The 20877-nt window shown below is 72.2% G+C and carries 23 protein-coding genes; 11 read left to right on the forward strand and 12 right to left on the reverse strand.

Annotated elements, in window-relative coordinates; translation table 11 throughout:
* Nucleotides 1-15: 15 nt before the first annotated feature.
* Genes OG338_RS04850 through tyrS form a run of 3 tightly spaced genes read left to right on the forward strand, consistent with a single transcriptional unit; the run spans nt 16 to nt 4249 of the window.
* The gene (locus OG338_RS04850; protein ID WP_405936130.1) at nt 16-1539 is read left to right on the forward strand and encodes a TldD/PmbA family protein; all 1524 of its coding nucleotides are present in this window, start codon (nt 16-18) and stop codon (nt 1537-1539) included.
* A complete protein-coding gene (locus OG338_RS04855) occupies nt 1536-2930 on the forward strand; it encodes a metallopeptidase TldD-related protein (RefSeq protein WP_405936131.1) in 1395 nt (464 codons plus the stop codon). The genes OG338_RS04850 and OG338_RS04855 overlap by 4 nt, the downstream gene beginning before the upstream one ends.
* Before the next feature lie 50 nt (nt 2931-2980).
* Nucleotides 2981-4249, forward strand: a complete 1269-nt coding sequence (tyrS, locus tag OG338_RS04860) for a tyrosine--tRNA ligase (protein ID WP_405936132.1) — start codon at nt 2981-2983, stop codon at nt 4247-4249.
* A gap of 69 nt (nt 4250-4318) precedes the next feature.
* On the opposite strand, the gene OG338_RS04865 is transcribed toward tyrS, so the two are convergent.
* Nucleotides 4319-4594, reverse strand: a complete 276-nt coding sequence (locus OG338_RS04865) for a GlsB/YeaQ/YmgE family stress response membrane protein (RefSeq protein WP_383298628.1) — start codon at nt 4592-4594, stop codon at nt 4319-4321.
* Nucleotides 4595-4792: 198 nt separating this feature from the next.
* On the opposite strand from OG338_RS04865, the gene OG338_RS04870 reads away from it, so the two are divergent.
* Nucleotides 4793-5161, forward strand: coding sequence for a DUF3099 domain-containing protein (locus OG338_RS04870; RefSeq protein WP_405936133.1), 369 nt, complete (start codon nt 4793-4795; stop codon nt 5159-5161).
* A gap of 209 nt (nt 5162-5370) precedes the next feature.
* Complete coding sequence (locus tag OG338_RS04875) at nt 5371-5610, forward strand: hypothetical protein (protein WP_405936134.1); 240 nt, start codon at nt 5371-5373, stop codon at nt 5608-5610.
* A 20-nt stretch (nt 5611-5630) separates the two neighbouring features.
* Here the strand turns inward: OG338_RS04875 and moaA are convergent, their stop codons facing one another.
* From moaA to OG338_RS04890, 3 genes are all read right to left on the reverse strand, one after another.
* Nucleotides 5631-6620 carry a GTP 3',8-cyclase MoaA gene (moaA, locus tag OG338_RS04880; RefSeq protein WP_405936135.1) on the reverse strand — a complete coding sequence of 330 codons (990 nt, stop codon included), beginning with the start codon at nt 6618-6620 and terminating at the stop codon, nt 5631-5633.
* A gap of 150 nt (nt 6621-6770) precedes the next feature.
* Nucleotides 6771-8402 (reverse strand): cation acetate symporter, encoded by a 1632-nt coding sequence (locus OG338_RS04885; protein ID WP_405936136.1) that lies wholly within the window; start codon nt 8400-8402, stop codon nt 6771-6773.
* A complete protein-coding gene (locus OG338_RS04890) occupies nt 8399-8764 on the reverse strand; it encodes a DUF485 domain-containing protein (protein WP_405936137.1) in 366 nt (121 codons plus the stop codon). Before OG338_RS04890 ends, OG338_RS04885 begins: the two co-directional genes overlap by 4 nt.
* Before the next feature lie 287 nt (nt 8765-9051).
* On the opposite strand from OG338_RS04890, the gene OG338_RS04895 reads away from it, so the two are divergent.
* On the forward strand, nt 9052-10590 hold the full coding sequence (locus tag OG338_RS04895) for a S8 family peptidase (protein ID WP_405936138.1): 1539 nt from the start codon (nt 9052-9054) through the stop codon (nt 10588-10590).
* Nucleotides 10591-10646: 56 nt separating this feature from the next.
* Here the strand turns inward: OG338_RS04895 and OG338_RS04900 are convergent, their stop codons facing one another.
* The 4 genes from OG338_RS04900 to OG338_RS04915 all read right to left on the reverse strand — a co-directional run bounded on the left by OG338_RS04900 (nt 10647) and on the right by OG338_RS04915 (nt 14085).
* Complete coding sequence (locus OG338_RS04900; RefSeq protein ID WP_405936139.1) at nt 10647-11690, reverse strand: zinc-dependent alcohol dehydrogenase family protein; 1044 nt, start codon at nt 11688-11690, stop codon at nt 10647-10649.
* A 21-nt stretch (nt 11691-11711) separates the two neighbouring features.
* Nucleotides 11712-12371, reverse strand: a complete 660-nt coding sequence (locus OG338_RS04905) for a lysoplasmalogenase (protein WP_405936140.1) — start codon at nt 12369-12371, stop codon at nt 11712-11714.
* Nucleotides 12368-13264, reverse strand: coding sequence for a sterol desaturase family protein (locus OG338_RS04910; RefSeq protein WP_405936141.1), 897 nt, complete (start codon nt 13262-13264; stop codon nt 12368-12370). Before OG338_RS04910 ends, OG338_RS04905 begins: the two co-directional genes overlap by 4 nt.
* Before the next feature lie 107 nt (nt 13265-13371).
* A complete protein-coding gene (locus OG338_RS04915) occupies nt 13372-14085 on the reverse strand; it encodes a VIT family protein (protein ID WP_405936142.1) in 714 nt (237 codons plus the stop codon).
* Nucleotides 14086-14156: 71 nt separating this feature from the next.
* Here OG338_RS04915 and OG338_RS04920 point away from each other — a divergent pair, with 71 nt between their 5' ends.
* The 5 genes from OG338_RS04920 to OG338_RS04940 all read left to right on the forward strand — a co-directional run bounded on the left by OG338_RS04920 (nt 14157) and on the right by OG338_RS04940 (nt 18988).
* Nucleotides 14157-15164, forward strand: a complete 1008-nt coding sequence (locus tag OG338_RS04920; RefSeq protein ID WP_405936143.1) for a DEDDh family exonuclease — start codon at nt 14157-14159, stop codon at nt 15162-15164.
* Nucleotides 15165-15227: 63 nt separating this feature from the next.
* On the forward strand, nt 15228-15461 hold the full coding sequence (locus tag OG338_RS04925) for a hypothetical protein (RefSeq protein WP_026171732.1): 234 nt from the start codon (nt 15228-15230) through the stop codon (nt 15459-15461).
* 71 nt (nt 15462-15532) lie between these two features.
* Complete coding sequence (locus tag OG338_RS04930) at nt 15533-16339, forward strand: SURF1 family protein (protein WP_405936144.1); 807 nt, start codon at nt 15533-15535, stop codon at nt 16337-16339.
* Nucleotides 16340-16401: 62 nt separating this feature from the next.
* Nucleotides 16402-18228, forward strand: coding sequence for a glycoside hydrolase family 15 protein (locus tag OG338_RS04935; protein ID WP_405936145.1), 1827 nt, complete (start codon nt 16402-16404; stop codon nt 18226-18228).
* Nucleotides 18229-18232: 4 nt separating this feature from the next.
* On the forward strand, nt 18233-18988 hold the full coding sequence (locus tag OG338_RS04940) for an SDR family oxidoreductase (RefSeq protein WP_405936146.1): 756 nt from the start codon (nt 18233-18235) through the stop codon (nt 18986-18988).
* A gap of 53 nt (nt 18989-19041) precedes the next feature.
* Here the strand turns inward: OG338_RS04940 and amaP are convergent, their stop codons facing one another.
* From amaP to OG338_RS04960, 4 genes are read right to left on the reverse strand one after another with little or no spacing between them, the layout of a single operon-like run.
* The gene (gene amaP, locus OG338_RS04945; protein WP_405936147.1) at nt 19042-19629 is read right to left on the reverse strand and encodes an alkaline shock response membrane anchor protein AmaP; all 588 of its coding nucleotides are present in this window, start codon (nt 19627-19629) and stop codon (nt 19042-19044) included.
* A complete protein-coding gene (locus OG338_RS04950; RefSeq protein ID WP_405936148.1) occupies nt 19626-20312 on the reverse strand; it encodes a DUF6286 domain-containing protein in 687 nt (228 codons plus the stop codon). Before OG338_RS04950 ends, amaP begins: the two co-directional genes overlap by 4 nt.
* On the reverse strand, nt 20309-20671 hold the full coding sequence (locus tag OG338_RS04955; RefSeq protein WP_405936149.1) for an Asp23/Gls24 family envelope stress response protein: 363 nt from the start codon (nt 20669-20671) through the stop codon (nt 20309-20311). Before OG338_RS04955 ends, OG338_RS04950 begins: the two co-directional genes overlap by 4 nt.
* Nucleotides 20668-20859 (reverse strand): hypothetical protein, encoded by a 192-nt coding sequence (locus OG338_RS04960; protein WP_143624117.1) that lies wholly within the window; start codon nt 20857-20859, stop codon nt 20668-20670. Before OG338_RS04960 ends, OG338_RS04955 begins: the two co-directional genes overlap by 4 nt.
* Nucleotides 20860-20877: the final 18 nt, after the last annotated feature.

The raw sequence follows: 20877 nt of genomic DNA on the forward strand, positions 1-20877 counted from the left end.
ATGGGGAGGCTGCACATGGCCAATGCGATTGATCCATCCTTCACGGCGCTTCCGCTACGGGCTCTCGCCGACGCGGCGCTCGCCCGGGCGCGGGCGCTCGGGGCGGTGCACGCCGACTTCAGGTTCGAGCGGGTGCGCAGTGCGACCTGGCGGCTGCGGGACGCCCGGCCCGCCGGGGGCTCGGACACCACCGATCTCGGTTACGCGGTCCGCGTCGTGCACGGCGGGGCCTGGGGGTTCGCCTCGGGCGTCGATCTGACGATGGACGCGGCGGCGCGGGTGGCCTCGCAGGCCGTCGCGATGGCGAAGCTGTCTGCCAAGGTGATCGCGGCGGCGGGCGCCGACGAGAGGGTGGAGCTGGCGGACGAGCCGTCGCACGGGGAGCGGACCTGGGTCTCGGCGTACGAGGTCGACCCCTTCGACGTACCGGCCGGGGAGAAGGCCGGACTGCTCGCCGAGTGGAGCGCGGGGCTGCTGGCGGCCGAGGGGGTGGCGCATGTGGACGCCTCGCTGATGGCCGTGCACGAGAACAAGTTCTACGCGGACACGGCGGGCACGGTCACCACGCAGCAGCGGGTCCGGCTGCACCCGGAGTTCACGGCCGTGGCGGTGGACTCGGCGACCGGCGAGTTCGACTCGATGCGGACCATCGCGCCGCCGGTGGGGCGCGGCTGGGAGTATCTGACCGGGACCGGCTGGGACTGGGCCGGGGAGCTGGAGCGCATCCCCGGGCTGCTGGCGGAGAAGATGCGGGCGCCGAGCGTGGCGGCGGGGACGTACGACCTGGTCGTGGACCCGTCCAACCTGTGGCTGACGATCCACGAGTCGATCGGCCACGCCACGGAGCTGGACCGGGCGCTGGGTTACGAGGCGGCTTACGCGGGAACGTCGTTCGCCACCTTCGACCAGCTGGGGAAGCTGGCGTACGGCTCGCCCGTGATGAACGTGACGGGCGACCGCACCGCCGAGCACGGGCTCGCGACGATCGGCTACGACGACGAGGGCGTCGAGGCGCAGTCCTGGGACCTGGTGAAGGACGGGACGCTGGTGGGCTACCAGACGGACCGCCGCATCGCGAAGCTCACCGGCCTGGGCCGGTCCAACGGGTGCGCCTACGCGGACTCCCCCGGGCATGTCCCCGTACAGCGCATGGCGAATGTGTCGTTGCGGCCGGACCCGGGCGGGCTCTCCACGGAGGATCTGATCGGCGGGGTGGAGCGCGGGATCTACGTGGTCGGGGACCGGTCGTGGTCCATCGACATGCAGCGGTACAACTTCCAGTTCACCGGGCAGCGGTTCTTCCGCATCGAGAACGGCAGGCTGGCCGGGCAGCTGCGCGATGTCGCGTACCAGGCGACGACGACGGACTTCTGGGGCTCGATGGAGAAGGTCGGCGGCCCGCAGACGTATGTGCTGGGCGGCGCCTTCAACTGCGGCAAGGCCCAGCCGGGCCAGGTCGCGGCCGTCTCGCACGGCTGCCCGTCGGCCCTGTTCCGAGGCGTGAACATCCTCAACACGACGCAGGAGGCCGGGCGATGAGCCGCGTCAGCAAGCCGTACGAGATCGTCGAGCGGGCGCTCGAACTGTCCACCGCCGACGGCTGTGTGGTGATCGCGGACGAGGAGTCGTCGGCCAATCTCCGCTGGGCCGGCAACGCGCTGACCACCAACGGGGTCACCCGGGGCCGGACCCTGACCGTCGTCGCCACGGTCGACGGCGCCGAGGGCACCGCATCCGGTGTGGTGTCCCGGTCCGCCGTCACCACGGAGGACCTGGAGCAGCTGGTCCGGGCCGCCGAGGCCGCCGCGCGCTCCGCGGGACCGGCCGAGGACGCGCAGCCGCTGGTCACCGGGGTGGCCGCGTCGCCCGGCTTCACGGACGCGCCCGCCGAGACGGACTCCGAGGTGTTCGCCGCGTTCGCGCCGGCCCTCGGGGACGCCTTCGCCCGGGCCCGGGCCGGGGGGCGCGAGCTGTACGGCTTCGCGCACCACCAGATGACCTCCACCTACCTGGGCACCTCCACGGGGCTGCGGCTGCGCCACGACCAGCCGAACGGCACGCTGGAGCTGAACGCGAAGTCGCCCGACCGCACCCGTTCCGCCTGGGCGGGCCGCGCCACACGGGACTTCAAGGACGTCGACCCGGGCGAGCTGGACGCGGAGCTGGCGCGGCGGCTCGGCTGGGCGGAGCGCCGGATCGAGCTGCCCGCCGGGCGGTACGAGACGCTGTTGCCGCCGACCGCGGTGGCGGACCTGCTGATCTACCAGCTCTGGTCCTCCACGGCGCGGGACGCGGCGGAGGGCCGGACGGTGTTCTCCAAGCCGGGCGGCGGTACCCGGCTCGGCGAGACGCTGTCCCCACTGCCGCTGACCCTGCGCAGCGACCCGCACGCGCCGGGCCTGGAGTCGGCGCCCTTCGTCATCGCCCACTCCTCCGGCGACGGCGGCTCGGTCTTCGACAACGGGCTGCCACTGGCCCGGACGGACTGGGTCGCCGACGGCCGCCTGGAGCGGCTGACGACGACCCGGCACACCGCGGCGCTGACGAAGCAGCCGCTCGCCCCGGCGGTCGACAACCTCCTCCTGGAGGGCGGGGGCGAACGGTCGCTGGAGGAGATGGTCGCCGCGACGACCGGCCGCGCGCTGCTGCTGACCTGCCTCTGGTACATCCGCGAGGTGGACCCGGCCACGCTGCTGCTGACCGGGCTGACCCGGGACGGGGTCTATCTGGTGGAGGACGGCGAGGTGGTGGGCGAGGTGAACAACTTCCGGTTCAACGAGTCCCCGGTCGACCTGCTGTCCCGCGCCACCGAGGCGGGCCGCACCGAGAAGACGCTGCCGCGCGAGTGGGGCGACTGGTTCACCCGGGCCGCGATGCCCGCGCTGCGCATCCCGGACTTCAACATGAGCTCGGTCAGCCGGGGCGTGTGACCCGCCTAGACTGAACCGTCAAACGTATCGCCTTAAGGAGCACTGGAACCGTGACGGACATCGTCGACGAGCTGAAGTGGCGCGGGCTGTTCGCCCAGTCCACCGACGAGGACGCATTGCGCAAGGCTCTCGCGGACGGTCCCGTCACGTTCTATTGCGGCTACGACCCCACCGCGGCCAGCCTGCACGTCGGCCATCTGGTGCAGGTGCTCACCATGCGCCGGCTCCAGCAGGCCGGGCTGCGGCCGCTCGCCCTGGTGGGCGGGGCCACCGGCCAGATCGGCGACCCCCGGCCGACCGCCGAGCGCACGCTGAACGACCCGGAAACGGTCGCCCGGTGGGTGACCCGGCTGCGGTCGCAGATCGAGCCGTTCCTGTCCTTCGAGGGCGAGAACGCCGCGGTCATGGTGAACAACCTGGACTGGACCGCGGGCCTGTCCGCGATCGAGTTCCTGCGGGACATCGGCAAGCACTTCCGGGTCAACAAGATGCTGACCAAGGAGTCCATCGCCCGCCGGCTGGAGTCCGACGAGGGCATCAGCTACACCGAGTTCAGCTACCAGCTGCTCCAGAGCATGGACTTCCTGGAGCTGTACCGCCGCTACGGCTGCACCCTCCAGCAGGGCGGCAGCGACCAGTGGGGCAACCTCACGGCCGGCCTGGACCTGATCCACCGCCTGGAGCCGGGCGCCGAGGTGCACGCGCTGGCGACGCCGCTGATGACGAAGGCGGACGGCACCAAGTTCGGCAAGTCGGAGGGCGGGGCCGTCTGGCTCGACGCCTCGATGACGACGCCGTACGCGTTCTACCAGTTCTGGCTGAACGTGGACGACCGGGACATCTCGCGCTACATGCGCATCCTCAGCTTCCGGACCCCGGCCGAGCTTGAGGAGCTGGAGAAGGTCACGGAGGAGCGCCCGCAGGCCCGGACGGCGCAGCGCGCGCTGGCCGAGGAGCTGACGACGCTCGTGCACGGGGCGGACCAGTGCGCGGCGGTCGTCGCCGCGTCGAAGGCCCTGTTCGGCCAGGGTGACCTGGGCGAGCTGGACGAGGCGACGCTGGGCGCCGCCCTGTCCGAGGTGCCGCACGCCCGGGTCGCCGAGCTGGGCCCGCTGGTGGACCTGCTGGTGGAAGCCGGTCTGGCGCCGAGCAAGTCGGGGGCGCGGCGCACGGTCAAGGAGGGCGGCGCGTACGTGAACAACGTCAAGGCCGTCGACGGCGAGGCGGCCCCGGCCCGCGAGGAGCTGCTGCACGGGCGCTGGCTGGTGCTGCGCCGGGGCAAGAAGAACCTGGCGGCGATCGAGGTCACGGCCGGCTGACCCGTACGCGTACACACGGCGAAGCGGCCGGACACGTCACTCGTGTCCGGCCGCTTCGCCGTTCGGGGGTCAGGTGCGCTGTCTGTTGCCCCGCAGCGAGGCGTACAGCATGTCGCCGACTCCGACGACCACCACCGCGCCGATGAGCTGGAGCACATGGCGTGTCCAGTCGATGCCCTTGGTGTCGTTGACGCCGATCCACGTCGCGACAGCGTTTCCGAGGATGCTGCCGATCATGCCGCAGATAACCGTCAGCCAGAGGGGGATCTGCTGCTTGCCCGGCAGGATCGCCTTGGCGATCAGTCCGAGCACCAGGCCCACGATGATTGCCCACAACCAGCCCATGTGCTGCCTCCTTGTGCGACGCCGTGTCGCGCGTGTCCCGCCCAGTCTCGGCGCTGCGGCACCCCGCCGCACGTCGTGCGGGTCCGTGCGGGCCAGGGGCGGAATGTACGCATACGGCGCGCCCCGGTCTCGTACACGGTGAAGGCCGGGCGTAGCGTAGGAGCGGCCGGTCCGGGGCCGGGGAAGGTTGGTGGGGACGTGGTGCGCAAACAGGGTGGTGCGGAGGTCTTCCGGATCACGGGTGCCCGGCAGGGGCTCGCCGATGACGTGCGTGGCAGGCAGCGCCGCTATGTGATCTCGATGTCCGTGCGCACCGTGTCGGTGGTGGCCGCCGCGCTCCTGTGGAACGTGGAGCGGCACATCGCGTTCGTGGCGCTCGGTCTCGGGGTGCTGCTGCCGTACGTGGCCGTCGTCATCGCCAACGCGGGCCGCGAGAACAGCCCCGCGCTGCCGTCCACGTTCGTTCTGCCGCCCCAGTCGCGTCCGGCGCTCGACGCCGGTGCGGCCGCGCCCTCACCGCAGTCCGGACGCGCTTTCCGGTCTTCGGATGAGCCGGAGCACGACTGAGCCCAGGACGGGCCCAAGCTCAAGAAAAGCTCAGATCAATCATGGAGTTCCGGTGCACCGCGGCAGGGTGTGCGTGACATACTTTGTAGGCGCTCCGCATCCCCCGTCGGAGCGACGGACCGACGCCGGGCAGCTCCCCCCGTGGCTGCCCGGCGTCGCCTTTTCCCCCGCTTTTTCCTGTAGGGCAGCGCCGTTCTAGGGTTGAGTCCGTGAACTCCCCCGAATCCGCCGAGAATCCCGCCCCCGTGTGTTCGGCCAAGGGCTGCCGGGCCGACGCCGTCTGGGTGCTGGCCTGGAACAACCCGAAGCTGCACACGCCGGAGCGCCGCAAGACGTGGCTGGCCTGCGAGGAGCACCGGGAGCATCTGTCCTCGTTCCTCGGGGTGCGGGGCTTCCTCAAGGACGTGGTGAAGCTGGCGGAGTGGGAGGCGCGGCCCGCGTCCCCGTGACCGGGCGGGGCCGGACCGGGTCAGCCGCCGATCGCGGACATCGGGCGGTCGGGCTGGAGGAAGCTCGGGTCGTCCAGGCCGGACCCGGCCTTCTTGCCCCACATCGCCTGCTTCCAGATGCGGGCGATCTCCTCGTCGGGCGCGTCCGAGCGCAGCGCCCCGCGCAGGTCGGTCTCCTCACGGGCGAACAGGCAGGTGCGGACCTGTCCGTCGGCGGTGAGCCGGGTGCGGTCGCAGGCGCGGCAGAACGGGCGGGTGACGGAGGCGATGACGCCGACCCGGTGCGGTCCGCCGTCGACGGTCCAGCGCTCGGCGGGGGCGGAGCCGCGCTCGCCGTCGTCCTCCGGGGTGAGGTCGAAGCGGGTGCGCAGCGAGTCGAGGATGTCGCCCGCGGTGATCATGCCGTCGCGCTTCCAGCCGTGCTGGGCGTCCAGCGGCATCTGCTCGATGAAGCGGAGCTCGTAGCCGTTGTCGACGGCCCAGGCGAGCAGGTCGGGGGCCTCGTCGTCGTTGAGCCCCGGCATCAGGACGGTGTTGACCTTGACGGGGGTGAGTCCGGCCTCGCGGGCGGCCGCCAGGCCGGCGAGCACGTCGTGGTGGCGGTCGCGGCGGGTGAGGGTCTTGAACACCTCGGGCCGCAGGGTGTCGAGCGAGACGTTGACCCGGTCGAGTCCGGCGTCCTTGAGGGCGGCGGCGGTCCGCTTCAGCCCGATGCCGTTGGTGGTGAGGGACATCCTCGGGCGGGGGTCCAGCTCGGCGCAGCGCTGGACGATGGAGACGAGGCCGGGGCGCAGCAGCGGTTCGCCGCCGGTGAAGCGGACCTCGGTGACGCCGAGCGTGGTGACGGCGATGCGGACCAGCCGGACGATCTCGTCGTCGGTGAGCAGGTCGGGCTTGCCCAGCCACTGCAAGCCCTCCTCGGGCATGCAGTACGTGCAGCGCAGGTTGCACCGGTCGGTGAGCGAGACGCGCAGGTCGGTGGCGACCCGGCCGTAGGTGTCGATGAGCATGGTGGACCCCCTCCCCCGGTGACTTCCCGGTCGCGGTATCTGACTCTTTCGAGCCTACGCGAGAGCGGCGGAGCCGGGAGGGGCCCGTTTGGCACGAGGTGCGGCGGGGCCGCGTCGTAGGGTCCTACGACGCGGCCCCGGGCGGACCGGTCAGTGGGCTCCGATGCCGGTGAGGGACTTGACCTCCAGCTCGGCGTACTTGCCCTTGTCCGGCTCCTCCTTGGACAGGAGCGAGCCGATCCAGCCGAGCAGGAAGCCGAGCGGGATGGAGATCAGGCCGGGGTTCTCCAGCGGGAACCAGGCGAAGTCGACGCCCTTGAACATCGAGGACTTCTCGTTGCCGGAGACGACCGGCGAGAACAGCACCAGGATCACGGAGGAGGCCAGGCCGCCGTAGATCGACCACAGCGCGCCCTGGGTGGTGAAGCGCTTCCAGAAGAGGCTGTAGAGGATCGTCGGCAGGTTGGCGGAGGCCGCGACGGCGAAGGCGAGGGCGACGAGCCCGGCGACGTTCATGTCGCGGGCGAAGACGCCGAGGACGATCGCGGCGGCACCGATGAAGACGGTGGACCAGCGGGCGGCCCTCATCTCCTCCTGCTCGGTGGCCTGACCCTTGCGGATGACGTTCGCGTAGATGTCGTGCGCGAAGGAGGACGAGGAGGCGAGGGTCAGTCCGGCGACGACGGCGAGGATGGTGGCGAAGGCGACCGCGGAGATGACGGCGAGCATGACCGCGCCGCCGGTGGTGCCGGTCCCGCCGAGGTATTCGGCGAGCTGTGGGGCGGCGGTGTTGCCGGGGGCCGCGATGTTCTTCGGACCGATCAGCGCGGCGGCGCCGAAGCCCAGGGCGATGGTCATCAGGTAGAAGACGCCGATGATGCCGATGGCCCAGTTGACGGACTTACGGGCGGCCTTGGCGGTGGGCACCGTGTAGAAGCGGATCAGGATGTGCGGGAGTCCCGCGGTGCCGAGGACCAGGGCCAGGCCGAGGGAGAGGAAGTCCAGTTTCGAGGTGCCGTTGGCGCCGTACTTCAGTCCGGGCTCCAGGAACGCGGAGCCGTGGCCGCTCTTCTCGGCGGCGGTGCCCAGCAGGTCGGAGATGTTGAAGTCGAACCTCCACAGCACCATCAGGGTCATCAGGAGGGCGCCGGCGATGAGCAGGACGGCCTTGACCATCTGGACCCAGGTGGTGCCCTTCATGCCGCCGATGGTGACGTAGACGATCATCAGTACGCCGACCAGCGCAACGATGAGGATCTTTCCGCCGTCGCTGCTGATGCCGAGGAGCAGGGTGACCAGTGCTCCGGCGCCCGCCATCTGTGCCAGCAGGTAGAAGATCGACACGATGATGGTGGAGACGCCCGCCGCGGTGCGCACCGGGCGCTGACGCATCCGGTAGGCGAGGACGTCGCCCATGGTGTAACGGCCCGAGTTGCGCAGGGGTTCGGCGACGAGCAGGAGCGCCACCAGCCAGGCGACGAGGAAGCCGATGGAGTAGAGGAAGCCGTCGTAGCCGAAGAGGGCGATGGCACCGGCGATGCCGAGGAAGGACGCGGCGGACATGTAGTCGCCGGAGACCGCGAGTCCGTTCTGGAAGGCGGTGAACTGCCGCCCGCCCGCGTAGAAGTCGGAGGCGCTGCGGGTCTGGCGGCCGGCCCATACGGTGATGCCGAGGGTGGCGGCGACGAAGACCGCGAACAGCGTGATGATGAGCGGCCGGTGCTCGCTGGTGGACGCGGCGGCGAGGTTCACGACGGAGTGGGAGTGGTACGCGGCGCTCATGCGTCGGCCTCCATGCGGTCCTTGATGGCCTCGGCCTTCGGGTCCAGCTTCGCGTTGGCGTGCCGCGAGTAGAACCAGGCGATGAGGAAGGTGGTGAGGAACTGGGCGAGGCCGAAGACGAAGGCCACGTTGATGTTGCTGAACACCTTGGTGCCCATGAAGCCGCCCGCGTAGTTCGAGAGCAGCACGTACAGCAGGTACCAGAGGACGAAGGCGATGGTCAGCGGGAAGGCGAACGAGCGGTAGGAGCGGCGCAGTTCGCCGAACTCCGCGCTGTTCTGCTCCGCGAGGAACGCCTCGGTCGTGGGCTGGGCAGGGGTCTTCTCCGTACTGCCCTCGGGCGGCGGTGCATCGGTAGCCACGGATTCTCCTCGCGACGCGGGTGCGGTGGTGGGGACGATCGGTTGCACTGGGGACCTCGTGTTCGGGGGTGGTGGTGCGCTTCCCCTGACAACGGCACGCAACGCGCGGCGAAGCGGTTCACTTGGGTTCGCGCCTTCTCGCCATCACCCCTTCGGGTGGTCCGATGTGCACGCGTTCGTGCGAATCGATTGATGTGCCGGGATGATCGGCGCTAGCTTCACTGGTCATGTACGCGACCGGACACGTCTCGTGTCCGGTCGGCTGACACGGATGAAGTGGAGACCCCATGGCTCATCTGGTATCCCGGCGGACGCGCGCACTGACGCTGCCCGTCGGACTGGCCCTCACCGCCTCGCTCGGCTTCCTGCCGGCGGGGGTCGCCTCCGCCGCCCCGGCGGGGCACGGTGCCCCCTCGGCGGCGGTGCCGGCGGACGGACCGGAACTGTCGTACGTGGTCAACACCCAGGGCGGTCCGGGCACCGTCAAGCAGGTGCGCAAGGCGATAGAGCGGGCCGGCGGCACGGTGGTGATCGCCTATGACCGGATCGGTGTCATCGTCGTCCACTCGAAGAACCCGGACTTCGCGAAGACGGTCCGCAAGGCCAGGGGCGTCCAGTCGGCGGGCGCCACCCGCACCAACCCGATCGTGCCCCAGGCCACCAAGGACATCGGGGTCGAGCAGCCCCTGACGGCCGCGCAGGAGAAGGCCGCGGCGGCGAAGGCGACGGCGGACCAGGACCCGATGGAGCCGTTGCAGTGGGACCTGCCGGCCATCAAGGCGGACAAGGCCCACCAGAAGTCGCTGGGCAGCTCCCGGGTGACCGTCGCGGTCATCGACACCGGTGTGGACGACACCCACCCGGACCTCGCGCCCAACTTCGACCGCGCGGCCTCCGCGAACTGCGTGTCGGGCGCCCCGGACACCACGGAGGGCGCCTGGCGCCCGAAGCCCGGCGAGAGCGACCACGGCACCCATGTCGCCGGCACCATCGCGGCGGCCAAGAACGGCATCGGCGTGACGGGCGTGGCTCCCGGGGTGAAGGTCTCCGGCATCAAGGTCGGCAACCCGGACGGCTTCTTCTACACGGAGGCCGTCGTCTGCGGCTTCGTCTGGGCCGCCGAGCACGGGGTGGACGTCACCAACAACAGCTATTACACCGACCCGTGGATGTACAACTGCAAGAACGACCCGGACCAGGGCGCCCTGGTCGAGGCCGTGTACCGGGCCACCCGGTACGCCGAGCGGAGGGGCGCGGTCAACGTCGCGGCCGCCGGGAACTCCGCCGAGGACCTGGCGGCGGACTCCATCGAGGACACGACCAGCCCGAACGACTCCACCCCGGGCGGCCGGACCGTCGACCCGCGCCAGTGCCTGGACATCCCGACCATGCTGCCGGGCGTCGTCACCGTCTCGGCGACGGGCGCGAAGGGCCTGAAGGCGTCGTACTCCAACTACGGGAACGGGGTCATCGACGTGGCCGCGCCCGGCGGTGACTCGACCGTCTACCAGACCCCCGAGCCCCCGGCGACGAGCGGCCTCATCCTCTCGACGCTGCCCGGCGGCACGTACGGCTACAAGGCCGGTACGTCGATGGCGTCCCCGCACGTCGCCGGCGTCGTGGCCCTGATCAAGTCGAAGCACCCGTACGCTCCGCCCGCCGCGGTCAAGGCGCTGCTGGCGCTGGAGGCGGACGCGAAGGCGTGCGACGAGCCGTACGACATCGACGGTGACGGCACCGCCGACGCGGTCTGCGAGGGCGGGAGGAACCACAACGGCTTCTACGGGGCCGGTGTGGTCGACGCGCTGGACGCCGTGCGCTGGTGAGCCCGGGTCCGGGGGCCGGCGCGTCCCGGCCCCCGGACCGCCGGATCACGGGTGGTTCACGGCGTGATGAGGACCTTCAGCGCCGTGCGCCCGTCCATCGCCTTGTAGCCGGCCGGTACACCGTCGAGCCCGACGGACAGGTCGAAGACGGGTGAGGGGTCGATGGTGCCGTCCAGCACGTCGGGCAGCAGCTCCGGGATGTACGTGCGCACGGGGGCGACGCCGCCGCGCAGCGCGATGTTCCGGTCGAACATGTCGCCGAGGTCGAGTCCGGTGCCGCTGCCGTGCGGGACGCCGACGTAGCCGATCGCGCCGCCGTCCCGGGTGATGCCGACGGCGGTGCGCATCGACTGCTCGGTGCCCACGGCCTCGATCACGCAGTGCGCGCCCTCGCCGCCGAGCAGGTCCCGTACGGCCGCGACCGCCGCGTCGCCGCGCTCGGCGACGACGTCCGTGGCGCCGAAGTCCCGGGCGATGTCCGTGCGCGCCGGGTGCCGGCCGAGCGCGATGATCCGCTCGGCGCCGAGCCGCTTGGCGGCCATCACTCCGCACAGCCCGACGGCCCCGTCCCCGACGACGGCGACGGTCGCGCCGGCCCGGACGCCCGCACCGACCGCCGCGTGGTGGCCGGTGCCGAGCACGTCGGACAGGGCCAGCAGGCCGGTGAGCAGCCGGTCGTCGGAGGCCGCGGCGGCGGGCAGCGCGACGAGGGTGCCGTCGGCGAAGGGCACGCGGACGGCCTCGCCCTGCCCGCCGTCGGAGCCCACCGAGCCCCAGAAGCCGCCCTGCGGGCAGGAGGTGGTCAGGCCCTCCGCGCAGTACGCGCAGGTGCCGTCGGACCAGACGAACGGGGCGACGACCAGATCCCCGGCGGAGAACCCGCGCACCTCGGACCCGGCCTCCTCGACGATGCCCAGGAACTCGTGGCCGATACGCTGACCGGGCTGCCGCGCGGACTCACCCCGGTAGGCCCACAGGTCGCTGCCGCAGATACAGGCCCGCAGGACCCTCAGCACCACATCGGTGGGCTGCTGGATCACCGAGTCGGGCACCTCCTCGACGCGTATGTCGTGGGGGGCGTGGATGACGGTGGCGCGCATGCGTGGGGGTCCTTGCTGATCTCAGATGCTGATACTCCTTTCACGGTACGCCCCCGAGCCGGCTTCCTGCCGGGCCGGGGCGAGCGCCCCCAGGGTGAGCAGGAGCTGGGCGGCGACATAGGTGAGCATCACCCAGAAGCCGGGGGCCGGGAACTGGGGCCAGTCCGCGATGCCGGTGGCGATGAGCGCGTCGGAGAGCAGGAAGAGGGCCCCGCCGGTCGCCGCGTACCGGCCGAGGACGCCGGAGCGGTACGCCATGGCGGTCAGCAGCAGGCTGTAGCCGGCCATCGGAATCCGCAGCCCGGCCGGCAGCCCGTCCCAGATCAGCGCGAGGAACACGATGAGCACGACGGCGTACACCAGCGCCGGGATCAGCGCCCCGCGCGCCCGCCCGAACAGCACCAGATAGCAGACGTGCCCGGCGGCGAACCCGGCCATTCCGACGAGGAACGCCAGGTCGGAGTCGGCCAGCAGGAACACATCGCCCGCCCAGCCGCACAGCAGCGCCGCGATCAGCAGCCTCGGCCCGCGCCGGGCGAGAGCGTACCCGGCGAGCAGCGGCATCAGGAGCGGCTTGGCGCCGAGGTGGAGCCAGTCGGGGCCGGTGAGTACGCCGACGAGGTCGACGGCGCACGCGACGAGGAAGGCGATGAGCAGCGGCCGCGCGAAGCGCCCGCTCATGCGGTGCGCTCCGGGGCGGGCGCGGCGACGGGGGCGGCGGTGGCCGGGGCGGTACGGGCCTCGGCCGGCTGCCAGCCCGGGCCGCGGAAGACGCGCCCGGCCCGCTCGCCCCAGCCGCTCGCCGCGCGGACGTCGCGGGCGATGGCGGCGTACTCGTGGGTGGCGACGCGCAGCGGGTTGTACGTGTGGATGTTCTTGGTGAGCCCGTAGACCGGCCGCACCGTCTCCTGGGCGAACGAGCCGAACCAGCGGTCCCACACGATGAGAATGCCGCCGAAGTTGCGGTCGAGGTAGCCGCCCTGCGAGGCGTGGTGCACCCGGTGGTGCGAGGGCGTGTTGAGCACGTACTCGAACGGCCGGGGCAGCGTGCCGATCCGCTCGGTGTGCACCCAGAACTGGTAGACAAGGTTGGCCGACGAGCAGAACGCGAGCGCCGCCGGGTGCACCCCGCACGCGATGAGCGGCAGATAGAACGGCCAGGACGTCAGCGAGGTCCAGGGCTGGCGCAGCGCGGTGGACAGGTTGAACTTCTCGCTGGAGTGGTGCACCACATGGCAGGCCCACAGGATGCGGATGACGTGGTGGCCGCGGTGGGACCAGTAGTAGAAGAAGTCCTGCGCGAGCAGCATCAGCGGGACCGTCCACCACAGGACCGGGACGCGCAGCGGCGTCAGCTCGTACACCGCGGTGTAGATGGCGACGATGGGCACTTTCCACATCAGGTCGAAGACCAGGCTGCCCAGCCCCATGGTGATGCTGGTGGCGGCGTCCTTCGCCTCGTACCCGGCGGCGTCCTCGTCGGGATGGAAGTGGTGCAGCGCCATCTCCAGGACGGTGAGCAGGACGAAGGCGGGTATGGACCAGAGCACTACGTCGGGCAGGTTCGTCGGCATGCCTGCACGGTAGGGCCGGGTCCGGCCGGGGGCCAGATGTTGTTACCAACAAGTATGGAAGACCTGCGGTCAGCGGAGTTTGGCGACTTCCGACAGGAACGGTGTCTCTAGACCCCCGCCGCCCCCAGCAGATGCCCCGCCCCGTACGTCACCGCCATGGCCACCGCGCCCCCGCCCATATTGCGCAGCACCGCCCGGCCCGGGGCCGCCTCGCCCAGGCGGGCGCTCCACCAGCCGGTCACGGCCAGCACCGCGAGGACGGAGAGCACGGTCACCGGGACCCGGGCGGTGGCCGGGGGCAGCACGATCGCGAGCAGCGGCAGCAGGGCGCCCACGGTGAACGCGAGGAAGCTGGCGCCCGCCGCGTGCCACGGGTTGGTGAGGTCGTCCGGGTCGATGCCCAGCTCCACCTCCGCGTGGGCGCGCAGCGCATCCCGCTCGGTGAGCTGGACGGCGGCCTCCCTGGCCACCTCGCGGCTCAGCCCCTTGCCCTGCAACAGGCCGGTCAGCTCGGCGAGTTCCGCCTCCGGGGTCTCCTGGAGCTCCCGCTCCTCCGTGGCCAGCGCGGCCTTCTCCGAATCGCGCTGGGTGGACACCGAGACGTACTCGCCGGCCGCCATCGACAGCGACCCGGCGAGCAGCCCGGCCAGCCCGGCCGTCAGCAGGGCGCCCCGGTCGTCGGTGGCGCCGGCGACACCGACGACGAGCCCGGCGGTGGACACCACACCGTCATTCGCCCCGAGCACCGCCGCCCGCAGCCAGTTGAGCCGGGCGCCAAGGCCGCCCCCGTGAGGTTCGTCGTGCTCAGGCGCTCGCGTCATCCCGGGATGGTCTCACCTACGGCCCGCACGCGCACCGAGTACAGGACTGTCCGAGTCGGCCCGTATTCTCTGTGACCATGCTCGACGACCCGCAGACCGCAGCACCGTGGCCGGCCGCCTACCCGCAGGGGTACGCGGTCGTCGACGTGGAGACCACCGGGCTCGCCCGGGACGACCGGATAGTGTCCGCTGCCGTCTACCGCCTGGACGCGCGGGGCGAGGTCGAGGACCACTGGTACACGCTGGTCAATCCGGAGCGAGATCCGGGTCCGGTATGGATCCACGGGCTGACGAGCGACGTGCTGGCGGGGGCGCCGCTCTTCCCGGAGATCGCCGCCGAGTTGTCCGAACGGCTCGCGGACCGGGTGCTCGTGGCGCACAACGCCGCGTTCGACTGGTCGATGCTGGCGCGGGAGTACGCGCGCGCCTCGGTCACCGCGCCGGTGCGCCAGCGGCTGTGCACCATCGCGCTGGCCAAGGAGCTCCGGCTGCCACTGGCCAACCACAAGCTGGCGTCCCTCGCGGAGCACTTCGGCGTGGTCCAGCAGCACGCCCACCACGCGCTGGACGACGCGCGGGTGCTGGCGGAGGCGTTCCGCCCGAGCCTGCACGCGGCGGCGCGGGACGGGGTGCGGCTGCCGCTCCTGGAGTGCCGGCCGCTGACCGAGTGGTCGCAGTCGCCGGTGGCCCCGCGGTCCGGCTCCTCGCCCTCGTACGGAGGACACGGCACCTGGCGCGCCTCGCGGAAGCGGCCGGCCTGCCCGTATCCGAACCCGGGACGGTACGAGAAGGACAAACCGCTCAAGCAGGGCATGCGGGTGGCGTTCTCCGGGGACACCTCGGTCGACCGCGAGCTGCTGGAGGACCGCGCGGTGGAGGCGGGGCTGCATGTGGCGACCAGCGTCTCCCGGCTGACCAGCCTGCTCGTCACCAACGACCCGGACTCGGCGACGTCGAAGACGGTGAAGGCGAAGGCGTTCGGCACCCCGATCCTGGACGAGAGCGCCTTCACGCATCTGCTGCGCGATGTCGCCCCGGCCGTCGCGAAGGTGCCGGCGCCCACGCCGTCATCGGAGTGAACCGGGGGCGACTCGCCGCCCGCCGGCCGCCCGCCGCCGCCCGCGCGTCCCACCCTGTGGCGCATGGCACGTTGTGAGGTCTGCGGAAACGATTACGGGATGTCCTTCGAGGTGCACGCGCAGGGCGCGGTGCACGTCTTCGACTGCTTCGCCTGCGCCATCCACCGCATGGCGCCCATCTGCGAGCACTGCCGGGTCCAGGTCATCGGCCAGGGCGTCGAGGTCGACGGGCACTGGTTCTGCGGCGGGCACTGCGCCCGCGCGGAGGGGAAGGTGGGCATCGTGGACCGCGTCTGAGGGCTCGGGGCGGCCACCCCTTCGGCCACCCCGTGCGCGAGGCACCCCACGGCCGGTTGTACGGTCGTGGGGTGTACCGCTTCCTGATGACCCGGCAGTGGCTGATCCTCGCCCTCCTCTCGCTCGTCCTCATCCCCACGATGATCGAGCTGGGTTTCTGGCAGCTGCACCGGCACGAGCACAAGGTCGCGCAGAACGCCCTGATCTCGCGCAATCTGAAGGCGGACCCGGTCGCCGTGTCCGCGCTCACCTCCCCCGGCCACACCGTTCCGCGCGCGGACTACTGGCGCACCGTGACGGCCACCGGGACCTTCGACGAGAAGCACGAGGTCGTCGTCCGCCGCCGGACCGCCACCGACGGCTCCATCGGCGTCCATGTGCTGGTCCCGTTCGATCTCAAGGGCGGCGGCACGGTGCTGGTCAACCGGGGCTGGGTGCCCTCCGCCGAGGACCAGCACGCCTTCCCCGACGTACCGGCCGCCCCGAAGGGCGAGGTGACCGTCACCGGACGGCTCAAGGCCGACGAGACGACCGGCGCGAGCGGCATCAAGGACATCTCGGACCTTCCGGACCGTCAGGTGATGCTGATCAACAGCGCCCAGCAGGCCCGGCTGCTCGACCGCCCGGTGCTCGGCGGCTATATCGAGCTGACCGCCCCGGCGCCGGAGGACGGCTCGCCGGAACCGATCGAGGCCCCCGACGACAGCTCCATCGGCCCGCACATGGCGTACGCCGTGCAGTGGTGGCTGTTCGCCGCCGGTGTCCCGGTGGGCTTCGTGGTCCTGGCCCGGCGCGAGAAGCGCGACCGGGCCGCCGCCTCGGAGGCGGCCGCCGCCACCGAGGACGCGACACCGGAGCCCGAGCCCGCCCAAGGGTGACTCCCGCCTCTCCTGGCACACAGTCCGCTTAACGGAGGCCGGGTTCGGGAAGACGCCTGAACGTGACCCCACGCATCGAGGACTACGCCCTCATCGGCGATCTGCAGACCGCGGCCCTGGTCGGCAAAAACGGTTCTGTCGACTGGTTGTGCCTGCCCCGCTTCGACTCGGGCGCCTGCTTCGCCGCCCTGCTCGGCGACGAGGACAACGGCCACTGGCGGATCGCGCCCAAGGGTGCGGACATCTGCACCCGGCGCGGCTACGCGGGCGACTCCCTGGTCCTGGAGACGTACTGGGAGACCCGCACCGGCACCGTCAAGGTCATCGACTTCATGCCGCAGCGCGACAAGGAGCCGGACGTGATGCGGATCGTCGAGGGGGTCAGCGGCACCGTCGAGATGGCGTCCGTGATCCGGCTGCGCTTCGACTTCGGGTCCATCGTGCCCTGGATGCGCCGCTCGGACGGCCACCGGGTCGCGGTCGCCGGGCCGGACTCCGCCTGGCTGCGCAGCGAACCGCCGGTCAAGACGTGGGGCCAGCAGTTCTCCACCTGTTCGTCCTTCACCGTGTCCAAGGGCGAGAAGGTGGCCTTCGTCCTCACCTGGCACCCCTCGCACTCGCCCCGGCCCAAGCTCGTCGACCCCCACGAGGCGCTGGCGAACACCCTGGCCGACTGGGCCGAGTGGTCCGCCCGCTGCAAGTACCGGGGTCCGTACCGGGACGCCGTGATCCGCTCGCTGATCACCCTCAAGGCGCTCACCTTCGGCCCGACCGGCGGCATCGTGGCGGCCCCGACCACCTCGCTCCCGGAGGAGATCGGCGGCGTACGGAACTGGGACTACCGGTTCTGCTGGCTGCGGGACTCCACCCTCACCCTCGGCGCGCTGGTCTCGGCCGGCTATCTGGAGGAGGCCGCCGCCTGGCGCGACTGGCTGCTGCGCGCGGTGGCCGGCGACCCGGCGGACCTCCAGATCATGTACGGGCTGGCCGGCGAACGCCGACTCCCCGAGTCCGAGCTGCCGTGGCTGCGCGGTTACGAGAACTCCACCCCGGTCCGGATCGGCAACGCGGCGGTGCGCCAGCGCCAGCTGGACGTGTACGGGGAGGTCATCGACTCGCTCCGGCTGGCCCGGGACGCGGGCCTGGACGACAAGCCGCACGCCTGGAGCCTCCAGCTCAGCCTGCTCGGGTTCCTGGAGTCCACCTGGCGCGAGCCGGACGAGGGGCTGTGGGAGATCCGCGGGCAGCGGCGCCACTTCGTGCACTCCAAGGTGATGGCCTGGGTCGCGGCCGACCGGGCGGTGCGCAGCCTGGAGGACGACCCCTCGCTGGCCGGGGACGCCGACCGCTGGCGGGCGATGCGGGACGCCGTGCACCGGGAGGTGTGCGAGAAGGGCTACGACCCGGTGCGCAACACCTTCACCCAGTCGTACGGCTCCCGGGAGCTGGACGCCGCGACGCTCCTGATCGCCCGGACCGGCTTCCTGCCGCCGGACGACCCACGGGTGATCGGCACCGTGGACGCGGTCCGCGACGAGCTGGGCAGCGGCGGCCTGGTGCGCCGCTACAGCACGGACGGCGGCTCGATCGACGGGCTGCCGGGCGGCGAGGGCGCCTTCCTGGCCTGCTCGTTCTGGCTGGCGGACGCCCTGCGGATGACCGGGCGCACCCAGGAGGCCACCGCACTCTTCGAACGGCTGCTCGCCCTGCGCAACGACGTGGGTCTGCTGGCCGAGGAGTACGACACGGCGGCGGAGCGCCAGCTCGGCAACTTCCCGCAGGCGTTCAGCCATATCGGCCTGGTCGGCACGGCGGTCGCGCTCGCCGAGGCGCAGCCGGCCGAAGCCCGGGCCGCCGGGGACGACGCCGGGGGCGGCACGGCAGGATAGGGCCATGGATCTTGGACTGAAGGACCGTGTGTACATCGTCACCGGAGCGACGCGCGGGCTCGGCTACGCCACCGCGCGGGCCCTGGTGGCGGACGGCGCGAAGGTGATCATCACCGGCCGGGACGAGCAGCGCGCCCGGCAGGCCGCCGCCGACCTGGGCCCGGACGCCGTCGGGCTCGCCGCCGACAACGCCGACCCGGCGTCGGCCGAACGGCTGGTGGAGGCCGCCCGGGAGGGGCTTGGCCGGCTCGACGGCATCCTCATCAGCGTCGGCGGCCCGCCGCCGGGCGGCATCGCGGACAACACCGACGAGCAGTGGCGGACCGCCTTCGAGTCCGTCTTCCTGGGGGCGGTACGGCTGGCCAGGGCGGCCGCCGCGGCGCTCGGCGAGGGCGGGGTCATCGGCTTCGCGCTCTCCGGCTCCGTCCACGAGCCGATTCCCGGGCTGACCGTCTCCAACGGGCTGCGCCCCGGCCTGGCCGGCGTCGCGAAGTCGATGGCCGACGAGCTCGGCCCGCGCGGCATCCGGGTCGTGGGCCTGCTGCCGGCCCGGATCGACACGGACCGGGTGCGGGAGCTGGACGCGCTGTCGGGCGACGCGGAGGCCGCGCGTGACGCCAACGAGGCGAACATCCCGCTGCGCCGCTACGGCACCCCGGAGGAGTTCGGCCGCACGGCCGCGTTCCTGCTGTCCCCCGCCGCCTCGTATCTGACGGGCATCATGGTGCCGGTCGACGGCGGCCACCGGCACGGCTTCTGAGCCGCGTGCGGTGATACGGCGGTGGCGCGGGGCCCGCGCCACCGCACCGCCCGTCAGCTCACCCGCGCGGCCCGGTGCTTGACGGCCTTGAGCCGGACCTCGGTGGGCAGCCGGGCCAGCCCGGCGGAGTCCCGCGCGTGGGCCAGCGCCTCGTCGCTCAGCCGCCCCAGCGCCTCGTCGGGCGCGGCGTGCGGCTCCATCAGCAGCCGGACCCGGGCGGCCGGGGTGGAGCGCTTGCCGGTCAGGGTGACCTGGGCGCGGGCGACCCCGTCCAGGGCACCCGCCTCTCCGGCGAGCACCCCTTCCAGGGCGCGGCCGCGCAGCAGGGCGCCCTCGCCGTCGCCGCTCTCCACCAGCACCTCGCTGAGGCGGGGGCGGCGGAGCTGGGCCAGCAGCCACCACAGGGCGAGGACCACGAGAACGGCGAGGACCGCGATCACGGTCGGCCACCACCAGCCCTCGGAGCGCCAGCGGTCCCGGTCCGCCTCGCTGAGCAGGACGTCGTTCCTGCCGTACCAGGGCCACCAGGACGGCACGGAGAGGCCCGCCGCCGCGGCGAGCACCCCGCCGCCCACGCAGAGCAGCACCAGCCCGGCCAGCCCCAGCAGTACCCGGTTGACGGTCCTGAGCACGCCGTTCACCCCTTCTTCGCCGGCCGGCGGACATGGACCGACAGGCTCGGCTGCCTGGCGAGTCCCAGTTCCCGGATGCCTGTGGAGAGCACGGTGTCCAGGTCGGCCCGTACGTCGTCCAGTTCCCGGAAGTGCGAGACGGCACGCACTCCCACCTTGCTCCGGCCCATGCGGACCCGGACCGACTGGACACCGGCCACCTCGACGGCCCGGTCGCGCAGCACCATGGCGGCCGCCGTCCGGTCGAGCCCGGCGCGCACATCGGTGTGTTCGCGGCGCATCGGCAGCAGGTCGCGCAGCCCGGGCGTGAGCGCGAGGAGCAGCAGCCAGAGCCCGAGGGCGGCCGCGACGGAGGCGCCGGTCAGCACCCAGACGTCGTCCAGCCGCCGGGTCGCGAGCTCGTCCGCGAGGGTGCGGCGCCACCGCATCGCGGGGTGTCCGGCGCGGACCGCCGCCACGTCGTAGAGGAGCAGGCCGCTCGCGCCGAGGATCACCGCGGCGACGATGCCGGCGGGGATGCGGCGGGCGGCCCAGAAGCGCCCCGCGCCGCCTTCGGGCCGTTCCCTGCCGGGCGCGGGGTCGTAGGCCGCGGCGGAGGCCGACTGGTCGAGCGCGAGGACACTGCCGTGTTCCACCGCCCCGGCCTCGGGCGGTCGCCGTGTGCCGTCGTCCGGGTCGTGGGGCTCGGTCATCGAATCCTCCCCTGTGCCGCCAGGCTCGCTCCGGTGGGATGCAGGCGTTCGACCTGGACGGCCACTTCGGGCACCTCCATCCCCGCCAACGCCTTTACCCGCTCGGCGACCCGCCGACGCACGGCACCGCACTGGTGGCCGATGTCCGTGGGATATCCCAGCTCCAGGCTCACCCGTACGCGGGCGGTGTCGCGGTGCACGGTGACCGTGGCACGCGGCGACGCCGCCTCCTTCGGGGTCGCGTCGACCGCCTCCTTGGCCGCCTGCGCGGCGATCTTCGCGACCACCCGGTCGGCGATCCGCGTCTCTCCCCGTTCCCCGGCCGGGACCGGGCCGCTCGCCCCCGACACCTCCGTCACCGCCGTCGGTCGCCGCGCTCGCGACTGCGGAAGAAGTCGCCGGGTTCCAGATCGCCGTCGAAGAAGCGGCCGGCGACGAAGCCGACCGCTCCGAGGGCGGCCACCAGCACAAAGGCTCCGAACCCGCCGAAGTACCCGGCGAAGCCGAGCGCCATGCCGGCCAGCAGACCGGCCACAGCCATGCTCATCGTGTGCTCCTCAACCGC

The organism is Streptomyces sp. NBC_00726 (assembly GCF_045161735.1).
Classification (GTDB): Bacteria; Actinomycetota; Actinomycetes; order Streptomycetales; family Streptomycetaceae; genus Streptomyces.

What these genes read in the sequence shown, in the direction of transcription:
- OG338_RS04905 (WP_405936140.1), bottom strand. Translation starts at nt 12,371, where the DNA reads ATGAGCGGGCGCTTCGCGCGGCCGCTGCTCATCGCCTTCCTCGTCGCG.
- OG338_RS04855 (WP_405936131.1), top strand. Translation starts at nt 1,536, where the DNA reads ATGAGCCGCGTCAGCAAGCCGTACGAGATCGTCGAGCGGGCGCTCGAA.
- OG338_RS04885 (WP_405936136.1), bottom strand. Translation starts at nt 8,402, where the DNA reads ATGAGCGCCGCGTACCACTCCCACTCCGTCGTGAACCTCGCCGCCGCG.
- OG338_RS04950 (WP_405936148.1), bottom strand. Translation starts at nt 20,312, where the DNA reads ATGACCGAGCCCCACGACCCGGACGACGGCACACGGCGACCGCCCGAG.
- OG338_RS04850 (WP_405936130.1), top strand. Translation starts at nt 16, where the DNA reads ATGGCCAATGCGATTGATCCATCCTTCACGGCGCTTCCGCTACGGGCT.
- OG338_RS04940 (WP_405936146.1), top strand. Translation starts at nt 18,233, where the DNA reads ATGGATCTTGGACTGAAGGACCGTGTGTACATCGTCACCGGAGCGACG.
- OG338_RS04960 (WP_143624117.1), bottom strand. Translation starts at nt 20,859, where the DNA reads ATGAGCATGGCTGTGGCCGGTCTGCTGGCCGGCATGGCGCTCGGCTTC.
- moaA (WP_405936135.1), bottom strand. Translation starts at nt 6,620, where the DNA reads ATGCTCATCGACACCTACGGCCGGGTCGCCACCGACCTGCGCGTCTCG.
- OG338_RS04895 (WP_405936138.1), top strand. Translation starts at nt 9,052, where the DNA reads ATGGCTCATCTGGTATCCCGGCGGACGCGCGCACTGACGCTGCCCGTC.
- OG338_RS04900 (WP_405936139.1), bottom strand. Translation starts at nt 11,690, where the DNA reads ATGCGCGCCACCGTCATCCACGCCCCCCACGACATACGCGTCGAGGAG.
- OG338_RS04915 (WP_405936142.1), bottom strand. Translation starts at nt 14,085, where the DNA reads ATGACGCGAGCGCCTGAGCACGACGAACCTCACGGGGGCGGCCTTGGC.
- OG338_RS04910 (WP_405936141.1), bottom strand. Translation starts at nt 13,264, where the DNA reads ATGCCGACGAACCTGCCCGACGTAGTGCTCTGGTCCATACCCGCCTTC.
- OG338_RS04865 (WP_383298628.1), bottom strand. Translation starts at nt 4,594, where the DNA reads ATGGGCTGGTTGTGGGCAATCATCGTGGGCCTGGTGCTCGGACTGATC.
- OG338_RS04925 (WP_026171732.1), top strand. Translation starts at nt 15,228, where the DNA reads ATGGCACGTTGTGAGGTCTGCGGAAACGATTACGGGATGTCCTTCGAG.